15 protein-coding genes are annotated in these 21,187 nt (G+C 55.4%); 9 read left to right on the top strand and 6 right to left on the bottom strand.

Going from position 1 to position 21,187, the window contains the following annotated elements:
• Window positions 1-289: 289 nt before the first annotated feature.
• The 5 genes from tmcA to DSCA_RS18690 form a co-directional block, all read right to left on the bottom strand.
• A complete protein-coding gene (gene tmcA, locus DSCA_RS18710) occupies window positions 290-670 on the bottom strand; it encodes an acidic tetraheme cytochrome c3 TmcA (RefSeq protein WP_155317865.1) in 381 nt (126 codons plus the stop codon).
• A gap of 14 nt (window positions 671-684) precedes the next feature.
• Window positions 685-2,022, bottom strand: a complete 1,338-nt coding sequence (tmcB, locus tag DSCA_RS18705; protein WP_155317864.1) for an electron transfer complex ferredoxin TmcB — start codon at window positions 2,020-2,022, stop codon at window positions 685-687.
• 74 nt (window positions 2,023-2,096) lie between these two features.
• The gene (gene tmcC, locus DSCA_RS18700) at window positions 2,097-2,756 is read right to left on the bottom strand and encodes a TmcC family electron transfer complex membrane anchor subunit (protein ID WP_155317863.1); all 660 of its coding nucleotides are present in this window, start codon (window positions 2,754-2,756) and stop codon (window positions 2,097-2,099) included.
• A gap of 12 nt (window positions 2,757-2,768) precedes the next feature.
• Entirely contained in the window at window positions 2,769-4,034 is a 1,266-nt protein-coding gene (gene tmcD, locus DSCA_RS18695) for an electron transfer complex subunit TmcD (protein WP_155317862.1), read from the bottom strand.
• Between the two features lie 93 nt (window positions 4,035-4,127).
• Window positions 4,128-4,868, bottom strand: a complete 741-nt coding sequence (locus DSCA_RS18690; RefSeq protein ID WP_197904626.1) for a response regulator — start codon at window positions 4,866-4,868, stop codon at window positions 4,128-4,130.
• Window positions 4,869-5,121: 253 nt separating this feature from the next.
• Between DSCA_RS18690 and DSCA_RS18685 the strand changes: the two genes are divergently transcribed.
• From DSCA_RS18685 to DSCA_RS18670, 4 genes are all read left to right on the top strand, one after another.
• Window positions 5,122-8,457 carry a BTAD domain-containing putative transcriptional regulator gene (locus DSCA_RS18685; RefSeq protein WP_155317861.1) on the top strand — a complete coding sequence of 1,112 codons (3,336 nt, stop codon included), beginning with the start codon at window positions 5,122-5,124 and terminating at the stop codon, window positions 8,455-8,457.
• 340 nt (window positions 8,458-8,797) lie between these two features.
• Complete coding sequence (fdnG, locus tag DSCA_RS18680; protein WP_155317860.1) at window positions 8,798-11,887, top strand: formate dehydrogenase-N subunit alpha; 3,090 nt, start codon at window positions 8,798-8,800, stop codon at window positions 11,885-11,887.
• A 15-nt stretch (window positions 11,888-11,902) separates the two neighbouring features.
• Window positions 11,903-12,622, top strand: coding sequence for a 4Fe-4S dicluster domain-containing protein (locus tag DSCA_RS18675; RefSeq protein ID WP_155317859.1), 720 nt, complete (start codon window positions 11,903-11,905; stop codon window positions 12,620-12,622).
• 179 nt (window positions 12,623-12,801) lie between these two features.
• Window positions 12,802-13,674, top strand: a complete 873-nt coding sequence (locus DSCA_RS18670) for a formate dehydrogenase accessory protein FdhE (RefSeq protein WP_167527859.1) — start codon at window positions 12,802-12,804, stop codon at window positions 13,672-13,674.
• Between the two features lie 99 nt (window positions 13,675-13,773).
• On the opposite strand, the gene DSCA_RS18665 is transcribed toward DSCA_RS18670, so the two are convergent.
• Window positions 13,774-15,414 (bottom strand): IS1634 family transposase, encoded by a 1,641-nt coding sequence (locus tag DSCA_RS18665; RefSeq protein ID WP_155317857.1) that lies wholly within the window; start codon window positions 15,412-15,414, stop codon window positions 13,774-13,776.
• 376 nt (window positions 15,415-15,790) lie between these two features.
• Here DSCA_RS18665 and DSCA_RS18660 point away from each other — a divergent pair, with 376 nt between their 5' ends.
• The 5 genes from DSCA_RS18660 to DSCA_RS18640 all read left to right on the top strand — a co-directional run bounded on the left by DSCA_RS18660 (window position 15,791) and on the right by DSCA_RS18640 (window position 21,167).
• Entirely contained in the window at window positions 15,791-16,459 is a 669-nt protein-coding gene (locus tag DSCA_RS18660) for a GntR family transcriptional regulator (protein WP_155317856.1), read from the top strand.
• Window positions 16,460-16,623: 164 nt separating this feature from the next.
• Entirely contained in the window at window positions 16,624-17,736 is a 1,113-nt protein-coding gene (gene dctP, locus DSCA_RS18655) for a TRAP transporter substrate-binding protein DctP (protein WP_155317855.1), read from the top strand.
• Window positions 17,737-17,773: 37 nt separating this feature from the next.
• Window positions 17,774-18,304: a TRAP transporter small permease subunit gene (locus tag DSCA_RS18650; protein ID WP_167527858.1), complete on the top strand. Its 531-nt coding sequence runs from the start codon at window positions 17,774-17,776 to the stop codon at window positions 18,302-18,304.
• A gap of 1 nt (window position 18,305) precedes the next feature.
• The gene (locus tag DSCA_RS18645) at window positions 18,306-19,637 is read left to right on the top strand and encodes a TRAP transporter large permease (protein WP_155317853.1); all 1,332 of its coding nucleotides are present in this window, start codon (window positions 18,306-18,308) and stop codon (window positions 19,635-19,637) included.
• Between the two features lie 198 nt (window positions 19,638-19,835).
• Complete coding sequence (locus DSCA_RS18640; protein ID WP_155317852.1) at window positions 19,836-21,167, top strand: MmgE/PrpD family protein; 1,332 nt, start codon at window positions 19,836-19,838, stop codon at window positions 21,165-21,167.
• The last annotated feature ends 20 nt before the right edge of the window (window positions 21,168-21,187 follow it).

Raw genomic sequence — 21,187 nt, 5'->3', positions numbered from 1 at the left:
TAAATGGATTCCCGCTGTTGCGGGAAAGACAAAGATAGAAGTGTTCTGGCTGTTTACGACCTGGGCATATTTTTTGGGTCCTTCTCTATCGCGCATAGAAGCCGCTCCAGCAAAATGTCGCAATCAGTTCGTTCTATTCGGTTTTTGATGTTGACTCAGAAAGGGTAGATTATGGTTCAGGCCAAGGCCGCAGCGATGTCGAAACCGGAGGCGCACCAGCGCTACGTCGAGGATTTCAACTTCGTGAGAACGCCGGCCTGGAGCATAAGATGCCCTTTCTCTGTCAACATTACTTGATGTGGCACTCCCCGCACAGTATCGGCCCCTTCCCCTGCTCCTGGTGGCAGCCTTTGCAGTTGGTGTGAAACGCCTTGATCAGCGAGGGCTGGCCGTCATCCCCTTCCAGGCTGTGGCAGTCCGAGCAGCTCTGGTCCTCCGACGATTCATCTTCCACCAGCTGGCCGTCTTCGTAGACATGGTGGCATACGGCGCAGTCGTCAATGCCGGCGGTTTCGTTGTGTTCATCGTGGACGAACACCGACGGCGTGCGCTGGGGGGCGTCGAAGACGGCGTTATCCACGACGGTCATGTCCTCCTGGGACCACACCGGGGAAATGCCCAATACGATTCCGATCAATAGCGGCAGTACGATCAGCGTGATGGTTTTCATATCTCCTCCTGGGCTCATTCGGGCTTTTCCATGACTTCGTAGATGATATCCCCGAAAAACTTGATGTCCAGACCGATTTCATAGTGATGCACGATGTCTTCCAGGCCGCTGTGGCAGTTGTGGCACGGTGCCACGAGGACCTGGGCCCCCTTGCTCTTGGCCCCGAAGAGCTGCTCGGCCTTGACCCGGTTGCCTTCGATGCGCGTCATCTTGAATGGCGGGCCGGTGTTGATAACGCCGCCACCGGCGCAGCAGCAGTAGTTATGCTCCCGGTTGGGGTGCATTTCGATCACATTCTCGCACAGGGCGTGGGCCACATAGCGGGCCTTTTCGTGCAGCCCGCCGCCGCGCACCACGTTGCACGGGTCGTGGAGGGTGATGGGGGGCTGGTACTTCTTGGCAATCTTGATGCGGCCCTCCTTGATCAGATCGTGGTAGAACTCGATGGCATGGACGATGGTAAACGGCGGCATTGACCATCCCAGCCAGCGGTTGCCCATGTCGTAGACCGATCGGAAGGCGTGGCCGCATTCGCCCATGACAATCTTTTTCACCTTCAGCCGGGCGGCCGTCTCGAAATGGGCGCGTTTGATGCGCCCCATGATTTCGTTGTCCCCGGTGAACATGGCCATGTCGCTGTTGTCCCACCCCACGGAGGCGGGCATGGTCCAGTCCACGCCGGCCACGTGCATGATATAGGCGGCCTGGTAGATCAGCTGGGCCTGGAACTTGGGCTCCGGGGCGATGACGCTGTACATGATGTCGGCCCCTTCTTTTTCCAGGGGGATGCGCAGGTCGGGAATTTCCGCCTGGGCCTCCTCCTCCTGCCATTGGAGGGTGTCCGGCCATTCGTCGCCCTTGACCCACATCTGGTTCATGGTCACCGAGTGGCTGTGGGCCGTGTCCTGGATGTAGAGCGGGGTGACCCCCAGCCGGTGGATGATCCGTCGCACCACGCTCATCAGGTAGGCGATGTCGATGCCGAAGGGGCAGTACTGGGCGCAGCGCTTGCACAGGTTGCATTCGGTATGGGCGATGATGGCGGCCCGGCGGATGAATTCAGGGCTCACGCGCCCCTTTTTTTTGATCATTTCCCAGATGGTCTGCTTGACCTTGCCCACAGGCGAGTAGTGCGGGTCTTTGTCGTGGGACAGGTAGTAGTGGCAGGCTTCCGAGCACAGCCCGCAGTGAATGCAGGTTTCCACGTAGGTCTTCAGCCGGGCGCCGGTCTCATTGTCAAGAACACTGTTGATGACCGACTGGATTTTTTCTTCCGTCAGCCGGGAGATGCCGACATCGATACCTTCATCCACGACCCGGTTCGCTTCTTCTTTTTTTGACGGTTCCGCCATGATGAAAACTCCTTTATTCAACTTAAGCCGCCGCAAAATGCATTCCGGCCGCTGGTTGATTCACTCGATTGTCCCTACCAGTCCCGGGCGTGCCTCACCTTGCCGAACTCGGACCCCATGTAGGCCCGGGTAAAGGGCGAAAAGAGCATGTGGCTGAGGCGCGTGAATGGAATCGCCGCCAGCATGATGTCTCCGGTCAGCACATGCAGACCCATCATCAGCGGGTAGTTGAACCATTGATGGTAGGCCAGGAATCCGGTCACAAAGGGCGCCGCCACGATGGCCAGGATCACGAAGTCCGAGGGGGAGGTGACGAACTTGACCTCCGGCTGGGTGAGTCGTCGTACGAGAAAGTAGAGCGCCCCCAGGATGACGATGACGGTCATGATATCGGCCACGGCATCGGGCAGGGTCCACCAGCTGATGGCAAAGGCCTCGTCCCAGAGAATCACGTGGGAGAGCAGGAACAGGGGCGCGGCCACCAGGCAGATGTGAAAGGCGAACGTGACCACGGTGAGCACGGGCTGGCGCCGCCAGTTCACCGTGGCAAAGGGGATGGCCCAGTGCAGGATGGATCGCAGGCTGTAGCGCCAGCTCATGTAGGTGAAAATGAATTTCTCTTTCTGGGCGACCAGCACCAGCATGCGGGCGATGCGGTAGACGCTGCCTCCGAAGAAGAGGATGAAGGCGATCCATGCCAGCGGCCCACTGACGATGTTGTAGAAGGTATGCATGTGTTATTTCTCCTAACCGGTGATGGTAGAAACAGGCACGATGCGCCGGATGTAGCTGCCCGCCTCGATGGTTCGCAGCATCAGATGCGAGCCCTCGGGGCTGAAGACCGGGGGCCAGGCGGCATCACAGGCGGTGGACCAGACCCGGTTGTTCACCGTGTAGGTGTAGCGGCCCTTTTTCTCCACCTTGGCGGCCACGTCCTTTCCATCCGGGCTGAAGACCGGCTTCCAGGCCATGTCCCAGGTGTCTGACCAGGGGCTTCCGTCAACTACGACGCGGAAGGTCTCCTTGTCCTTGGCCAGGGCGGCGATACGCTGCCCGTCCGGGCTGAAGGTGGCGTCGGTGACCAGCTGGGTGAATGTGGCCGGCCAGGGCACGCCGTCCACGGCAACGGTCCATCGGCCGTAGCTGGGTGCCACGATGGCGGCCAGCCGGCTGCCGTCGGCACTGAACATCTGGTGCCAGAGCTGGACGAAGCGGCGGTCCCAGAGGATGTTCCCGTTTTCAGCCAGGGTCCACATGCCCTTTTCCCTTACCGGGGCCACGACCGTTCCGGTGGCCGGGTTGAACGACGGCTCCCAGACGGTGGCGTAGCGCGTCGCCCACGGTACGCCGTCAACGGCAATCGTGTAATCGTAAAGATTGAGCCGCACTTCGGCGGCCAGATGCCCGTTGTCCGGGCTGATGGCCAGGTTCCAGACGTTGACAAATCGGGCATCCCATGCCGTGCCGTCCAGGGCGGCGGTGAAGGAGCCTTCCTGGAACTTGTGGATCTCTCCGGAATCCACTGCTTCCACCTGGACGGCAGCGGCGGTGTGCCTGCCGTCCTCGCTCAGGGCAAAATAGGTCATGTTGGCGTATGTCTGCTCCCAGGGGGTCCCGTTGAGCACCATGGCATACTGCATGTCCTGCTGCACGGCGGCGGCGATACCGGTGCCGTCGGCGCTGAATTGCGGCTCCCAGATGTAGCCGAATTTGTTCTCCCAGGCCCGGCCGTCCAGGGCCATGGTCCACTCGCCCATTTCGGAAACCAGGGCGGCGAGCCGCCCGTCCGGTGAGAACCGCAGGTGCCAGATTTTATCGAACACCGTTTCTCCCCAGGCCGAGCCGTTGACGCAGACGGTAAACTCTCCCTCGTCGATGTTGACAATGGCGGCGACCTTCTCTCCGTCGGGGCTCACATAAGGTTCTTCGACCCACTGGTATTTCGCTTTCCAAGGGGCCAGAGAAATCTTTTTTTCACTGGTCTTCCAGTCCCAGCTTCGGGAATCAACCATAGTCCCTCCTCGTTGAAATATTCGCGGCTTTATACTGATTCGGATTTGAAACCGCAAGGTCGTTTTTTGGCCACATGCACAAAAAAAAGAGGGTCATGCCGTTTCGTTTCTGTCGATGACCGAGATGGCGGCTTCCACCGTGTCCACGCACGGGGCCACCCGCGTGATGCCCACCATGTCGAAAATGGTGTTGAAGTTTTCCGACAGGCCCGCAATGCAGACCTGCATCCCTTGTGCTTTGGCCTCGGTGAGCAGCCGGGTGAGCAGGGCGATGCCGGTTCCGTTGACGGCTGAATGGTCATCGAAGTTGATGACGATGCCGTCGGCGCCCGAATCCCGAGCACGCTGCAGGGATGCCTTCAGCAGGCTTTTGTGCCGGGCGGTCAGGGTGTTGCGAACAGAAACGATCGCCACCCCTGACGAGATGTCCACCTCGATGGGGACCCCATCGGGCCGGTCGGCCTCCAGGCGCGCTTCCGCCCGTCTGAGTGCGGCATCGAGGGCGCTGCGGCCGATGGGTTTATTGATAAAATCGGTGGCGTCGAGGTTCAGGGCGCGGACGACCTGATCCATGTCGCCATGACCGGTGATCACGATCACCTCGGTCGCCGGTGCGGTTTTCTTGATTTGCCGGAGTACCTCAAACCCGTCCATGCCCGGCATTTTCAGGTCGGTGAAGACGATCCCGGGATGGTGCTCCCGGACCATCTCAAGGCCGGTTTCACCGCTATCCGCGGTTATTACCGAATAGCCGTACGCATTTAAAAACAGACGGAACATGGTCAAGGTCGCGGTTTCATCATCGATGACCAGAACCGTTTTCATGGGTTCCATGGCAAGGGCTTTCCTTCGGGAACGGGTTGGGTCGCATGGGTGCTGTCGGCGCGCTGCTGTCCTGGCCGACACGCTCATGATACCTAAAACCTGAATATTTGCAATGATTTCCTTATAGGGCGCCCCATGGCCAGGCCCTGTTTGCACTGGCAATGGAATCTATTGTATAGCACTTATGTGGGGCCTGACTTCATTTTATGCCTTGCGACTTCCCCCGAAACCGACCGGCTCCGCATTGCTGAACCGAAAAGCCATGATCGACCAGCGAATCATATCCAAAATCACCCTGCCGGATCTTTCCCGGGCGATCCCGCGTCCGCGGCTGGTCCAGCGTGCGACCGATTCGAGAGCCGCCCGGGTGATCCTGATCACCGGACAGGCGGCCCAGGGAAAATCGACACTGGCGGCGGAGATTGCCCGGCGTCCCGGTCCGACCGGCGCCTGGATGCACCTGGATTCCACGGACAGCGACCCGGTCAATTTTTTCCGTTTGCTGGTCCATGCCCTTGAAACCTCGCGGCGGGGCCGGGACGTCTCCACTTTTTTGAAAAATCCCGCCATCGCCCTGGGAACCAAAGCGGGTGCAGGCCGCATTGCCGAACTGGCCGGCGCATTCGTAGACGAGATCATTGCCCGGACGCCGGTTCGTATCGTGATGGACGGGCTCGATCAGCTGTCCGGAAACGCCGAAAGCATGGCGTTGGTCCAAAGGGTTCTCGATGCCATTTCCCCGCCAAGCTGCCTGGTGCTCGTGTCCAGGGAGACACCGCCGCTGCATCTTGAATCGTTGCGCATCCGCCAGGAACTGGTCGTCCTGGACAATGGGGATCTGGCATTTTCGACCGATGAAATCTATCGTTTCTATTCCGTGCTGTACGGTCTTCGTCTGGCGCCGCCCCAATTGGCCATGATCCGGAAAATCACGGACGGTTGGGCCGGCGGCCTTGTGCTGGTGTGGGAGGTGTTGCGCCATGTCCCGGACGATCAGCGGATGGCCTTTATCGACAACGGCCTGCCTGCCGCCATGCACGGACAGCGGCTGGCGTATTTTTCCGAGGCGGTTTTTTCCGGCCTTGACGAGGCCACCCGGAACTTCCTGATTCGATCGTCGATTTTTGAAACCATCGATCCCCCAATGGCCGCCCGCTATCTGGACGACCAGCCGGTGGGGGACATTGATGCCATTATCAATACCCTGGTCCGGCGCAACCTGTTCATTCATCCGCTTTATGACGTCAAAACCGGCTGGGGCTATCGCTACAACCAGTTGTTCCGTGATTTCCTGCTCGATAAATTTCATCGGGTCCTGGACAGGCAGACGCAGCAGGCACTTTTTGGACGGGCTGCCGACCTGGCCTGGGACGCCGGACGTTTCGAGGAGGCGATCCGCTTTTTTCTGCAGGCCGAGGCCTTTGACAAGGCGGCGGCCGGAATCAAGAAAATTGCCATGGGACTTTCCGCCCAGGGACGGTTTGCCGACCTGGCCGGCTGGATCGACATTCTGCCCGGTGCCATGATCGAAGACGATGCCTGGCTGTCCCTATACCGGGCCGTGGGGCGGCGCATCAGCGACGGCCGACGGAATATCCGTGTTTTTTCAGCGGCTCTGGATCGGTTCAATACAAAAGGCGACCAACGGGGCCAACTTCTGGCGCTGGCCTATCTCATCGAATCCGCTGTTTTTATCGGCCATCCGGCACCGGCGTTGAACCGATGGCTCGAAACAGCCTGGGCCATGCTCGAACGGGTGAGCGGCAATCGATATTATCCCTTTGCCAAGGCCGTCTTGTGGATGCAGGTGGCTTTCGGATTCATTTCCGGCACCGGCGATCTCCAGAAAGGCCTGTCGGCCTGCCGCAACGCCATGCTGCTGGCCAGCACCATCGAAGACGAAACGCTGACGGTGAATGCCACCATCATTCATGTTTTCGGGTACACCATGGCCGGCGAGTTTGCCGCCGCGGAAAAAGCCCTGGCGGGTATTCATCAACTGGTGGCGGCCGCTTACCCCGAATACCGCGCCCTGCGCAACCTGGTGCGCATTAAACTGGCCCTGTCCAAGGGAGACCTGGCGAGCGCCCAGCGGCTGCTGGATTACAACCAGGAAGATATCGACAAGTTCGGTCTGCTTTTCCTTTATCCCATTCATGTGGATTTTTCCGGCCTGCTCCAGATTCATCAGCGGCGTTTTGATGCCGTGGGGCGAACCGCCCATCACCTCACGGACGTGGCCACCCTGGCGGCCAACCCCCTGTACAACGGACTGGCCCTGCGCCTGCGGGCACTCAAAGCCTATCACCAGGGGCACTATGAGCGGGCGTGCAGGTGGGCCGGCGAGGCGGCCGAGGTGATTTCCCGGAGCCTGGGAGAGAGTATTCACCTGTTTCGCTGCCGCTTGATCGTGGGCATGGTGGCTTATCACCTGGATGATCTGACAGGCGCCCGACAGGCGCTGGAATCGGCCCGCGATTTTTTCAGCCGGATGTCCAGCCACCTGTCGCTGGCAGAGGCCCGCCTGGGGCTGTCACTGGTGGCCAGGGCCATGGGCGAGGACGAGGCGGCCCAGGGGCATCTGGAATCGGGCCTTTCCCTGGCGGCGTCAAAGGGATACGAGACCTTCCCGATCTTATCGGCCTTCGATGTGGCGGCGGCATGTTCGCCGGTTCTTCCCGATTCCCGTTCAAGGACCGCCCGCCTGGCACGGCGTGTCCTGGCCCGTCTGTCCCCGCACCCTCCGGTACCGGCAGGGGGCAGCGACGCGGGGGGGGGCTCAGGGGCCCGGCGCCCGGCGGAAACATCTGGAAAAGGGGGGTCCCGGCCTGATCTTGACATTCGTACCCTGGGTGGGTTCGAAGTGCGCCTGGGCGGTGGTAAGGTGCTTGCCGATGCCCAGTGGACCGGCCTTCGGCAGAAGCTGCTTCTCAAAGCCATTCTGGTCAACGGGTGCCGGGAGATTCCCAAGGACATCCTCATGGACGCGCTCTGGCCGGACAGCAGCCAGGAGGCCGCCCTGAAGCGTTTTAAAGTCACCCTGCACCGGCTGCGCAGAATCCTGGCATCGGATGGGAATCCGCGGGCGGGCGCATCGTGCATCTCGCTGAAAGACAATCGGGTCAGCCTCGACATGGGGCGCTGCCGGGTGGACGTCAACGATTTTCTGGCGGCCTGCGACCAGATCCGGCAATTCAGGCGCGATGACGATGACCGTCGGCTCCTGTCGGCCTGCCGGCGTGCCGCTGAAATCTATCGGGGTGATTTTTTGCCTGAGGAACCCTATCTGAGTTGGGCCGAAACGAAGCGCGCGGCCCTGAAGGATCAGTATCTCACCGTGCTCATGGAAATGGCGGGGCTTTTCGAACGAAAAGGGGATCTGGAACAGGCGGTCCGTCACTGCGGTATCGTCATCCAGGCGGATCCGCTGGCCGAACAGGCCCACCAGCAACTCATGCGCCTGCTCCAGCGTCAGGGCCGGCGCAGCGCCGCCCTGAAAGTCTATCGGGACCTGGCAGACACCCTGGCCGCGGAACTGGACACCGCCCCCGACCCTGCCACCACCCGATTGTACGAGGAAATCGTGAGGGCATCGTAATCACACCGACGGCGGCGCAGCCCGCCACCCCACCGTATCGCGGCCAACAGCGCCCCGTTTTCGGCGGGCCGCCCCCCCCCATTCTTGTGTAACCCCCTTGTATCCTTTTTGTAACCGCGGCTGTGGTAAAGCAATCTCACCATGGGGGCGACGGTTTTCGGGTCGTCCCAGAAGATCCTCTTTGTGGCGCGTCCGGGCTTTCACCTGCTGAGTCGGCACCTCCGGGTGGAGGCCCGGACCCGCTTGTCGGAAGTCTGGTTTCAGGCGGTTCAGTGTCTGATCTGCTTCGACAGGAAACGATTCGGGAACGGATAACCGGTAAAAGAAAAGGAGAACCGTTATGGATGTCAACCGCAGGCAATTTATCCAGATTACCGGCGCCACCGCTGCCGGACTGGCCGTAGGCGGACTGGGCTTTGACCTGAAGCCGGTCAGGGCTCATGCCGGGATGCTGAAAACCAGTTATGCCAAGGAAACCACCACCATCTGCTGCTACTGTGCGGTGGGCTGCGGCGCCATCGTCCACACCAGCAGACGGGGTGACGGCCGGGTCCTCAACATCGAGGGGGATCCCGATCACGTCATCAACCGCGGCGCCCTCTGCTCCAAAGGCGCCTCCTTGAAGCAACTGGCGGAAAACGAAAACCGGCTGACCGAACCCATGTACCGGGCGCCCTATTCGGACCAGTGGCAATCGGTGTCCTGGGATTGGGCGCTTGACAAAATCGCCCATCGCGTGAAAGAGACCCGCGATGCCTCATTCACCGCAAAAAATGACAAGGGGCAGACGGTCAACCGGACCACGGAAATTGCATCGGTGGGCAGCGCCGCCATGGACAACGAGGAGTGCTGGGTCTACCAGGCCCTCATGCGATCGCTGGGGCTGGTGTACGTCGAGCACCAGGCGCGCATCTGACACAGCGCTACGGTTGCGGCTCTGGCAGAGTCGTTCGGACGCGGTGCGATGACCAATCACTGGATCGATATCAAAAACAGCGACTGCATCCTCATCATGGGAAGCAACGCCGCTGAAAACCACCCCGTTGCTTTCAAGTATGTCACCGAGGCCATGGAAAACGGGGCCACGATGATCAACGTGGACCCCCGCTTCACCCGGACCTCGTCCAAGGCGGACATATACACGGCCTTGCGTTCGGGAACGGACATCGCGTTTCTCGGGGGCATGATCAAGTACATCCTCGAGAACAAGCGCTTCAGCGAGGAGTACGTGTCGCTGTATACCAATGCGCCCTTCATCGTCGGCAGGAAATACGGCTTCAAGAACGGCCTTTTCTCCGGCTACGAGAAAAATCCCAAGGGCCCCGCCATGGGAAAATACGACAAGAGCCAGTGGGCCTTCGAGATGGACAGGAACGGCGTACCCAAAATGGACCGGTCGCTGAAGCACAAGCGAAGTGTGTTTCAACTCCTGAAAAAGCATTACAGCCGGTATGATCTGAAAACCGTATCCATGATCACGGGGACCTCCGAGGCCGACCTGAAACGGGTCTACGAGGCATACAGCGCCACCGGTGAACGGGGCATGGCCGGTACGATCATGTACGCCATGGGCTGGACCCAGCACACCACCGGCACCCAGAACATCCGCACCATGGCCATCATCCAGCTGCTGCTGGGCAACATGGGCGTGGCCGGCGGCGGCGTCAACGCCCTGCGCGGCGAATCCAATGTCCAGGGGTCGACGGACCACTGCCTGTTGTGGCACATCTGGCCCGGCTACCTGAAGACGGCGCGGGCATCCAACACCACCCTGGCGGCATACAATCAAAAATGGACGCCGACCAGCAAGGATCCTCTCTCCGCCAACTGGTGGCAGAACTACCCCAAATACAGCGTCTCCATGCTCAAATCCTTTTTTGGCGAAAAGGGCAATGCGGGCAACGAGTTCGGCTATCAATGGCTGCCCAAGGTCGATGACGGGGCCGTCTACTCCTGGTTCGACCTCTTCGATGCCATGTACAAGGAGAAGATCAAGGGGTTTTTTGCCTGGGGGCAGAATCCGGCCTGCAGCGGCGCCAATTCCAATAAGACCCGCGAGGCCCTAAGCAAACTGGACTGGATGGTCAACGTCAACCTGTTCGACAACGAAACCGGTTCGTTCTGGCATGGGCCGGGAATGGATCCGACTTCCATCAAAACCGAAGTGTTCATGCTGCCGGCCTGTGTGTCCGTGGAAAAAGAGGGTAGCATCACCAACAGCGGCCGCTGGATGCAGTGGCGCTATCAGGGGCCCAAGCCCCTGGGAAACAGCCTGCCGGACGGCGACATCATCCTGGCACTGGGGGAGAAGATCAAAGCGCTATACAAGGACGGCGGCGTTTTCCCCGAACCGATCCTCAACCTGAAATGGGACTACGAAACCGATGGGGCCTACGATCCTCACAAGGTGGCCAGGGAGATCAACGGGTATTTCGTAAAAGACGTCACCATCAAAGGAAAAACATTTAAAAAGGGCACCCTGGTTCCCAGCTTCGCGTACCTGCAGGCCGACGGGTCCACCTCGTCGGGCAACTGGCTGTACTGCAACAGCTATACGGAAAAAGGCAACATGGCCGCCCGACGCGGCCAGAAGGATGCGGTCAACAAGATCGGCCTCTACCCCGAATTCGCCTGGTGCTGGCCGGTAAACCGTCGCATCATCTACAACCGGGCCTCGGTGGACGCCAAGGGGATACCCTGGGACCGCAAGGACTGGGTGGTGTACTTCAAGGGCGACGAAAAAGAGGGAAAGTATGTCTCCCGCAAATGGCTGGGGGACGTGCCTGACGGCGGCTGGTATCCCCTGCAGAATCCGGACGGGTCATGGCGGGCCGACGCCAAGCACCCCTTTATCATGCGCAAGCACGGCCATGCCCAGATCTTCGGGCCCGGCCGGGCGGACGGTCCTTTTCCCGAGCATTACGAACCCCTGGAATGCCCGGTGGAAAAAAATTACCTCAACCCCCAGATGACCAACCCCACGGCCGCGGTGTACGCCACCGAGGCCGATGCCCACGCCACCTGCGACCCGCGGTTCCCCTATGTGGGCACCACCTACCGGGTCAGCGAGCACTGGCAGACGGGGTTGATGACCCGCACCCAGAGCTGGCTCATGGAATTGCAGCCGCAGATGTTCGTGGAACTCAGCGAAGAGCTGGCCCGGCTCAAGGGCATCCGGAACGGCGAACGGGTCAACGTCACGTCGGCACGCGGGCAGGTGGCGTGCAGCGCCATTGTCACCAAGCGGTTCAAGCCCTTCACCATCGCCGGCCTGACGGTGCACCAGGTGGGGATTCCCTGGCACTATGGCTGGCGATGGCCGTCCACCGGCAAGGAGGACAGCGCCAATCTGCTCACGCCGTCGGCCGGAGACCCCAACACCCGGATTCCGGAAACCAAGGCATTCATGGTCAACGTGGTCAAATTGTAAAAGGAGGGAATCGGCATGAGTAAATCGTTTTTTATCGACACCACCCGCTGCACCGGTTGCCGGGCCTGCCAGGTGGCCTGCAAGCAGTGGCATGACCTGCCGGCAGAAGAGACCCGGAACCGGGGCACCTTTGAAAATCCGCCGGATCTCTCTTTTTTCACCTATAAACTGGTCCGCATGCGCGAAGTGGAAACCGACGGCAAATTGAAATGGCTCTTCTTTCCGGAACAGTGCCGCCACTGCATCGAGCCGCCCTGCCTGGAAACGGCCGATGACGAAACCGCCATCTACAAGGACGAAAAAACCGGTGCCGTTATTTTTACGGCCAATACCAAAGGGCTGGACGCGGACGAGATCATCGAATCGTGTCCCTATAACATCCCCCGAAAAGCGGCCGACGGCACCCTGGCCAAATGCGACATGTGCAACGACCGCGTAACCAACGGCCTTCTGCCGGCATGCGTGCAGACCTGCCCCACGGGCGCCATGAACTTCGGCGACCGCGAACAGATGGTTGCCCTGGCCGGGCAGCGGCTGGCCCGGGTCCGCCAGAAACATGAAAAAGCCCAGCTGGTGGATGCGGACGAGGTCAATGTGATCTATCTGCTCGGGGAAGCGCCTGCCGACTATCATGAGTTTGTGATGGCCTCGGCAGGCTCCCACGGGGTTACGCGCCAAATGGCCCTGAGAAAAATGGTCCGGCCTTTTGCGCGGGCGTTTCGCCAGCTGGCTTAAGCGGGTTTAACAATTGACGGGCCCCATGCTCCGGTCCCGTATATGCCCATGAGTGAAAGGAGGGGTTGCTGCGCTTGCGGCGCCTCTCCTTTTTTGTCCGAAAAACCAGTCGAAACCAGCGTCAGGGCATGGTATGCTTGACGCATGTTTACGAGTTGATAACGGAAAGGAACGATTCAATGAGCATTACCCCCGTCTGGGATGCGGCCGCCGTGGAAAACGCCGTCGCCCAAGTTGCCACGCGTCGGCCGGTATATGCCGCCATCCTCGGTTTTTACGGGCCGGTTTTTGTCGCCCAGGCCAATGCGGCCGACCAGACCTGCCCGGCGGCAATCCAGGTGGACACCTCCGCAGTGGAAATGAGATCGGCAGAGGGTTTCTCTCTTATCGAACCGGCGGCATTTTCGATCGACAAACCGGCGGCTGAAAAGCTGCTGGTACAGGTCTGCCGTGTTGCGTCGCAGTCAGGTGAAAAATTGAGCGCTGCCGGTAATGCGCTGGCTAAAGCCATGACTGAAGGCGTGGCTGTGAATGCCTTTTTTGATGATATCCTTGATGAGAGCGGCCGGATAGGGGATTTTGCCCATACGATGGGCGTACCGCCGGACATGCTTTCGCTGCTGTTTTATCTGGCCGCAAAACCCAGCGTCGAAGCCGGTTCCCGGCAGTTGGCGTCGCGGCTAACCGCCAGTCAGGAAAATAGAAGCAGCTGCCCGGTCTGCGGCAGCGCCCCCATCCTCGGAGAACTGGACGCTGAGGGCAAGCAGTGGAATCATTGCGGCTTCTGCTGGCACCGCTGGCCGGTAAAGCGGTTGGCCTGTCCGTTTTGCAGCAACCGGGACAACACTTCCCTGGAATACGTATACAGCGATGACGAACCGGAATACCGGGTCAACCTGTGCCATGAGTGCCGGCGATATATGAAAGTGGTGGATACGCGCAAGCTGGACCGCGGCTTCTATCCGCCGCTGGAACAGGTGGCCTCCCTCCATCTTGATTTGATTGCCGCCGAAAAAGGGTATTCGCATGGCGTGGCGTCAACACCATCGTGACTCAAGTTTGACAGTTGTTTTTTAAATATCCATTCATTTCAAGGTGCTACAAGGCACAAAAAAGTTCTTGGCACTACCTTTTGAAATTTCAGGCGCGGCTTATGCGTCCTGTATCGTCGGCGGCATCGCTACTCCAACTGCTTGAAAGATCTTGCCGCATGTGCCCTTGCTCTGGCTTCTGATCGAAAGTTGCCTGCCATCTTCTGTGATGGTTACGCGTTGCAGGGCTTTCAAGTCCTGCTTGATCTCGGCCCACTCAAAGCGATGCCCGGCTTTAATCAGTCGCCGGTCCAACTCTTTGCGAAGGACCAGCGCCAGAAAGCTGCAAAAAACATGGCCACGGATCGTTTGGTCCTTCTGATGGAAAATCGGGCGGGTCGTAAGTAACGACTTGACGTCACGAAAGACCTTTTCTACCCGCCACAACTCTTTGTACCTAAGCGCTGCCTGATCGGCTGATAGGTCCGTGTTGGTCCTAAGCACCCATTTGCCGTCAAAACGCGATTCATACTTGATTCGGTTTTCGTCAATGCTCGTGCTGCCCTTTTCGATCTTCACATACTTACGGAAGCCCTTGTTACCGACCAGGCTTTTGGGACCCTTTTTGAGCTGCTTGGTCAGAGCGGAAACGATGGCTTCACGATCAGCGGCATCTTTGCGCTGTTGACTGGGATTGACGCATACGATGTAACGACAACCATCTATTTCGACCTGCTTGACCTTCAGCGGGGCCGGTTTTTTCGGATCACTGCTTTCGGACCGTACCTGCTTGTAGCGGCCCGGGTGGGACAGCACACGATCCCGGATTTGCTTGACCTTGCGCATACGGGCACCGAGGATGTAGGGCGTCGGGTTCTCACCAGATTCGAGTTGTTCCAGCGTCTTTGCGCTGATCATGCCGCGGTCGGCAACGATACAAATCCGTGCGATTTTAAATCGCATTTTGAGTCGGTCAACGATCGGTAGCAGGCTTTTGACATCGGCGGTATTACCCGGCCACATCTCACAACAAATAGGCTGGCCCTTATCGTCGAGAACCGCACCGACGACCATCAGGACAAGATCGGGCCGGTGGTCCTTGCTGAAGCCTCTTTGACCGATACTTTCACCGCCGTGGCCCTCAAAGTAAATCGAGGTCGTATCAAAAAAGACCAGATCGAGATTCGAGAACAAATCCCGTCGATGAGAGAAGATCAACTCTTCGACAAGATCCTTGTTGCATCGGGGTGAAAAGGGGGTGGCCCCATCCTGATCCTGGATCTCTTCACCCAAAAAGCCCATCGCCCGGTAAAGGTGGTGAAGATCCAAACTATCGATGCCGTTAATGGTGTAGTCACGGCACCATCGGTGACAGAAACGATCGGAACCCGATACCATCAAGCGGTGAAGCACCGTGAGAAAGATAGCCCGCTCGACATCGAACTCGAATTTACGGCCAGACAGCACGCGGGTAATGGCGGCCTTGATCCCGGTTTCTCTCCACAACCGCTCGAAGATCAACACCGGCCCGATTTTTTTGGCATCGGCCGCCATATCACTGTTGCCCGAGAGAATCATCAGGGTCTGCTCTGAGAACCTGGACAGCGAGCGGATGAGCGTTTCCACCCGGCCTTTAGCGTGCAGTTGGTCCATTCGACCGACCGTGGCGATGACCCGTTGCTTGACTTTACCCTTTTCTTTTCGGTTCTCGACGATTTGCAGGTACTGATATTTGCCGGACTTTTTAACGCGAGCAAACATGGGGGGCTCCTTGATGAAGAGACACCCCAAATTTATCGGTTAAAGCATTGGCAGTCAATATATAAACCGCAATTCTGTGGCACTACCTTTTGGCGACCATTTTTAATGCGGTATAGTAATTTCAATAGGTTGCATCACAAGAAGGGCCAAATATCGGGCCTAACTGTCAAACTTCAGTTTTACAGAAATATTCATAATCATGGTAATCCATTTGATGGTATTTACATTAGATTGGTATGGTAGGCAATTAATGTTGCTGTGAGGATCATCAGACGTCCCCGATCCAACAAAATTTTCATTTTTTTCTTGACAATCATGATTCTGACAAGATACAAAATCGAATACAAGATTGCATACAATATTTTAGAGAATTGCTATGGATCCGAAACAAATTGAAAAAAAGCCGCTAAGAGATGTGATTTACAGCGAGCTTGTTGATAATATTTTACAAGGCCGAATCAATTCTGGTGAAAAACTAGTCGAAGCCGATCTTGCAAAAAGATTTTCTGTCAGTCGTACCCCTATCAGGGAAGCGTTGCTCCATCTCGAGAAGGAAGGCTACATTGAACACATTAAGAACGTGGGGGCAACGGTCAGAAAAATATCTCCTCAAAAGGTCGAGGAGATATTCCGGGTTATTGCAATTTTAGAAAGCGAGGCAGCAGAAATGGTTGCAGAGGCGGGCTTTTCAGAATCGGAAATCCTAAATCTGCAAAAACTGCACGATGAAATGTCCAATGCCGCCAAGGCAAAGGATTTTATAGAATACAACCATCTCAACATTCAATTTCACCAATTTTTTCTTGACCGCTGCAACAATGCAACTATTGCTAACATTGCGAAGGACCTGAGAAATAAGATGTATAGAATGGTTTCTGAAGGCCTCTCCCTTCCGATGAACGTAGATAAGTATCTTAACTCCCACCATCAGATAATGGAGGCGTTAGTAGGCAATAAACCCAAAACCGTGCAACGATTAATGAAAGCGCATATTCTTGAGGCCAGTAAGGCCTTGGTAGAAATGATGATTCGAAAATATTCGTAGTTTTGTCCGCGTGCGGTTGTTTTGTATTTTTTTTTGCGCGCAATTGTATACCAAATTGTATGCTATTAAAAACAATACAAATTGATTTCACGCATAGAGGTGTTTGGGAAAAGCTTGATGAGGGCTTTTAATGTCAGCTGAAACAACAGACAAAAGGAGGAGCTATGAATGTCCAACGAAATTTGAGCAGGTATTTCTTGAGCGCGATTTTGTTTTTCTGTGTCGGTCTAATCGCTGCAAATGTAGCAGCGGAAGAAAAGAATTGGAAAATGACAACCTGTTGGCCGCCATCGATCAAATTTATTGAGGCAGACCGGCATTTTGTTAATTTGGTCAACGAGCATATGGGCGGACAGCTCAAGATCAAATTTTTTGAAGGCGGATCGCTGGTTCCAGCTTTCGAACTGCTGGATGCGGTATCCAATGGCGTTGTGCAAGCGGGGGGCGACTGGCCAAATTATTGGGCTGGCAAGAATTCAGCGTTTGATCTGCTTGGTGCCTACCCAATGGGATTGACGCCCAACGACTATTTTGTCTGGATCTATCAGGGCGGCGGATTTGAGCTGTATCAAGAGCTGTATGCCCAATTCGGTATCGTTTACCTGCCTTACTGGGTTTCGACATCAGAATCAGGCGTAAGGGGTAACAAGAAAATTACTTCTTTGGAAGACTACAAGGGGATGAAGATTAGGATGTCAGGCCAAACCCAGGGTAAGATCCTCAAGGACCTGGGAGCTTCACAGGTGATGATGGCTGGTGGCGAAATTTACCAGGCCCTTGAAAAGGGAGTCATCGATGCCGGTGAGTTTTCGGATCCCGCCAATGATTGGAGTCTCGGTTTCCAAGAGATAGCAAAATATTGGGCGAGTCCCGGATGGCACCAGCCCGGTTCTGTTGGGGGTGTGATGATCAATAAAAAAGCGTGGGATTCCCTGCCTGAAAAGAGCCAAAAACTTATGGTGACATTGGCAAAGGAAACTTTTGGGTGGACCTACGCTTTCTATGAATACTCTTCTGTAAATGCAACCCATAAATTTATCGACGCAGGCATCGAGATTACTCGCATTAGCGATGCGGACCTCGATAAGATTCAGGAACTTGCCTACAAGCATCTTCTCGAGTCCAGTAAAAAGAATCCGATGTTTGCCCGGATCGCTCATGCGCAACTCGAATTCCTTCAAAAAAGTGCAAAATGGCGCTCAGTAGCCTCGCCTTTTACATCCGGCAGAAATCCCAAACTTCCTGATATGGATGCTATTAAAAGCTGTATTAAGTAAACCATGTGCTCCCGATCTTTGGTCGGGAGCACATCCAATGCCGTATCTGGATAATAGTGAGGGAGATATGCTCGATAAATTTATAAAGACAGTGGATTTCATCAATCGCTGGGCTGGAAGATGCGGTAGCTTTTTGGTCATCGTGCTTACCATACTCGTGGTCTTAGAAGTAGTAATGCGATACCTTTTCGGGCGGCCGACCACCTGGAGTTTCGAAGTGACCAAGATGATTTACGGATTCTATTTTATGATCCTGGGTGGTTACACGCTGCAGAAAAAAGGCCATGTCGCCATAGATGTTATCTACGAAATGTTGAAACCAAAAACCCGCGCTATACTCGATATCATCTCCTACCTGATTTTTTTCTTTCCATTTTGTACGGTTGTGCTCATCGAGGGGATCAAGTTCGCCAAAAAATCATGGCAAATATCCGAGACAAGCTGGAGTGTTTTCGCGCCGCCGCTGTACCCGATAAAAACTGTAATACCGGTAGCCGTAGCACTGATGCTTCTACAGGGCATCGCAATCTTTATCAGCCATATTCGGTTTTTAATCAAAGAGAGGTAGTATGTTAGAGCTGAGTCCAGAGGCTGTTACGATTCTAATGTTTACAGGGCTGATAGCGGGATTGTTGATGGGCCACAGTCTGGCATTTGTTCTTGGTGGCTTGGCGGTAATCTTCGGATTACTAGGATGGGGACCAGGATGTTTTTATATGTTCGCCGGAAGAATATACAATATTATGGATAATTACATCCTGATAGCGATTCCTTTATTTATTTTGATGGCGAGATTTCTAGATGGCTCCGGAGTGGCTGAAAAGCTGTTCGATGCCATGCGTTATTTGTTCGGACCAGTTCGGGGAGGCATTGCAATTGCTGTGATAGTGGTTTCAACCTTGTTTGGTGCATGCACTGGAATCATCGGTGCGTCCGTAGTAACCATGGGGCTGTTGGGTTTGCCGCTGATGCTGAAATACGGCTATGACAAGCGTTTAAGCTGCGGGTGCATCACTGCAGGAGGCGCTTTGGGCATTCTGATCCCCCCAAGCATTATGCTCATCGTCATGGCAAACCAGGCGAATCTCTCTGTAGGAAAACTGTTCGCGGGTGCTATCGGTCCTGGACTGGTGTTATCCGGGTTATACATAGGCTATATATTGATTAAATGCGGCTTGAATCCGAAGCTGGGTCCACCCATATCTAAAGAAGAACGCGAGGCTGTCAGCAACAAGGACATCACATTGATGGTTCTCCGTTCTATGGTTCCCCCTCTGATCCTCATTCTCGGTGTTCTGGGATCGATCTTCCTTGGAGTTGCGACGCCCACGGAGGCCTCGGGAGTTGGTGCGATGCTTGCTTTCTTTTTGGTGGTCGCTTACCGGAAAATCAATTGGAAGGGTTTCTACGAGGTGTTGAAGGAAACAGCGGTCACCACTTCGATGGTTTTAATCGTTTTGTGCGGAGCCACATGCTTTACCGGTGTTTTCCTTGGCTTGGGCGGCGGTGATGTGGTCAGAAATCTTATTCTTGGTGTTGGGTTTGGAAAATGGGGAACTTTCATCGTCATGATGATCATTCTCTTTTTTCTTGGCATGTTCATCGATTGGATAGGGATTGTTATGATCGTTTTTCCCATTTTTCTGCCAATTGCTGAGCAGCTCGGTTTTGATAAGTTGTGGTTCGTAGTCATCATCGCAGTGATGCTGCAGGATTCTTTCCTTACCCCGCCATTTGGATATGCCCTTTTCTACCTAAAGGGCGTGGCTCCTCCAGAGGTTAAGACCAAGGATATCTACTGGGGTTCATTCCCATTCTGGCGCCTGATGGAACTCGGGCTCGTCATATGCGTTCTGTTTCCCAAGACGATTACATGGCTGCCTTCTATTTTGGTCGACTGATTATGTGAGTTTGAAGAAAGTTCATGAACAGGGCACCTTTATTGCGAAGCTTCGGGTCTAATACCCCGTCGATTGCGACGCTGAGACTGACTCAATCCTTCGTCGATACCTCGCTGCTTGCGACGGGGTAGTTAATTAAAGATATGAAGTTAATATAGTAGGTTAATTGAAACGGTACCACCAATAAAGGAGAGAAATATGACAATGATGGATACCATCTGCGAGTTTGTTGCCAAAACCGAATTTGAAGATATTCCAGATGAAACCGTTTCATACACCCGTTCTATGACATCAAAAATCGTAGCAGCGATGCTTGTAGGTGCCAAAACGGTCGCAGGTCAGCGGGCGATCGAATATGGTAGGGCAAGCGGAAATGGTAAGGAAGTTGGTGCGATTGGCACTCAAAAAAAGTTTTCATTGGAAGATGCCGCCTTTGTCAATGGAATCACTTGCCACGCAGCAGAACTCGAAGATGACCAATTCCCTTCGGCAACTAGCGATATCACCATCTTTCCCGTGGGCTTTCCATTAGCCGAAAAGTATAATGTGTCGGGAAAGTCGCTTATCACTGCCTCTGCCGTTGGAATAGAAGTGATGCACCGAATCGGAATGTTTCCCCTTTCGTCCAAGGGGATTACCGATCTTCCTTTCTATGGTGTTATCGGAGCTGCAGTAACTGCAGCCAAAATGCTAAACCTCTCACCTGAGCAAATCAAATCGGCCATCGGGATTTCCTTGGGGCGCGCCAGCGGGTTTATCGCAAATTTCGGAACAGATGCCCATTATGTTGAATCTGCCGCCGCATGCCGGGACGGGTTGATGGCTGCCCGGCTGGCCAAGCTTGGAATGACAGGAACTGCAGATCTGGAAGGATGGTTAACCGGTGTGTGCAAAGGCACAAATTTCGATCTCAACAAAGTCGTTGAAGGACTTGGAGAGCCGACTTGGAAGGTTCATCAGACGTGGATCAAGAAATATCCGTGCTGCTTTTTAACACACCGGCACATAGACATGATGTTAGATATCCTTGCCGAGAAATCCGTCAAGGAAGAGGAAATAGAAAAAATCGATATTCACGTCGGCCCGGTGGATTACACCTGCAATCGTCCGTTTCCCGTGGACACTGAGGATGCAAGGTTCAGTTTTCATCATGTCCTAGGTGCAATCATGGTGGACGGTGATATCGACAGTCATCATTTCACAAAGGAAAGCCTTTCAGATGAACGGATTCAAAATGCTCGGAAAAAAGTTAACGTTATCCGTCACGACGATTGGCCGAGTGAATTCATGAGTGGTCTGGCTCTTCTCGAAATTACGCTTCAGAACGGGACGGTTATTTCAAGGGAAAAGGAACAGGCGAGGGGCGGTCCAAAAGAACCGGTGTCCGACGCTGAGGTAGAAACCCTATACAGAAAATACACGCGTCCGGTGCTGACGGAGTCTCAAATAGATAAAACATGGGAAATGATATCAAAACTCGATAAAACTGAGGATCTTTCGGATCTGATAGATTTGCTTGTCAATCCTTAAGAATAGATAATTCCGTTTGG

This window comes from Desulfosarcina alkanivorans (genome assembly GCF_009688945.1).
In the GTDB taxonomy this organism is placed as follows: domain Bacteria; phylum Desulfobacterota; class Desulfobacteria; order Desulfobacterales; family Desulfosarcinaceae; genus Desulfosarcina; species Desulfosarcina alkanivorans.
The sequence above is the reverse complement of the archived record's forward strand: the minus strand, read 5'-3'. Positions and strand labels throughout refer to the sequence as shown.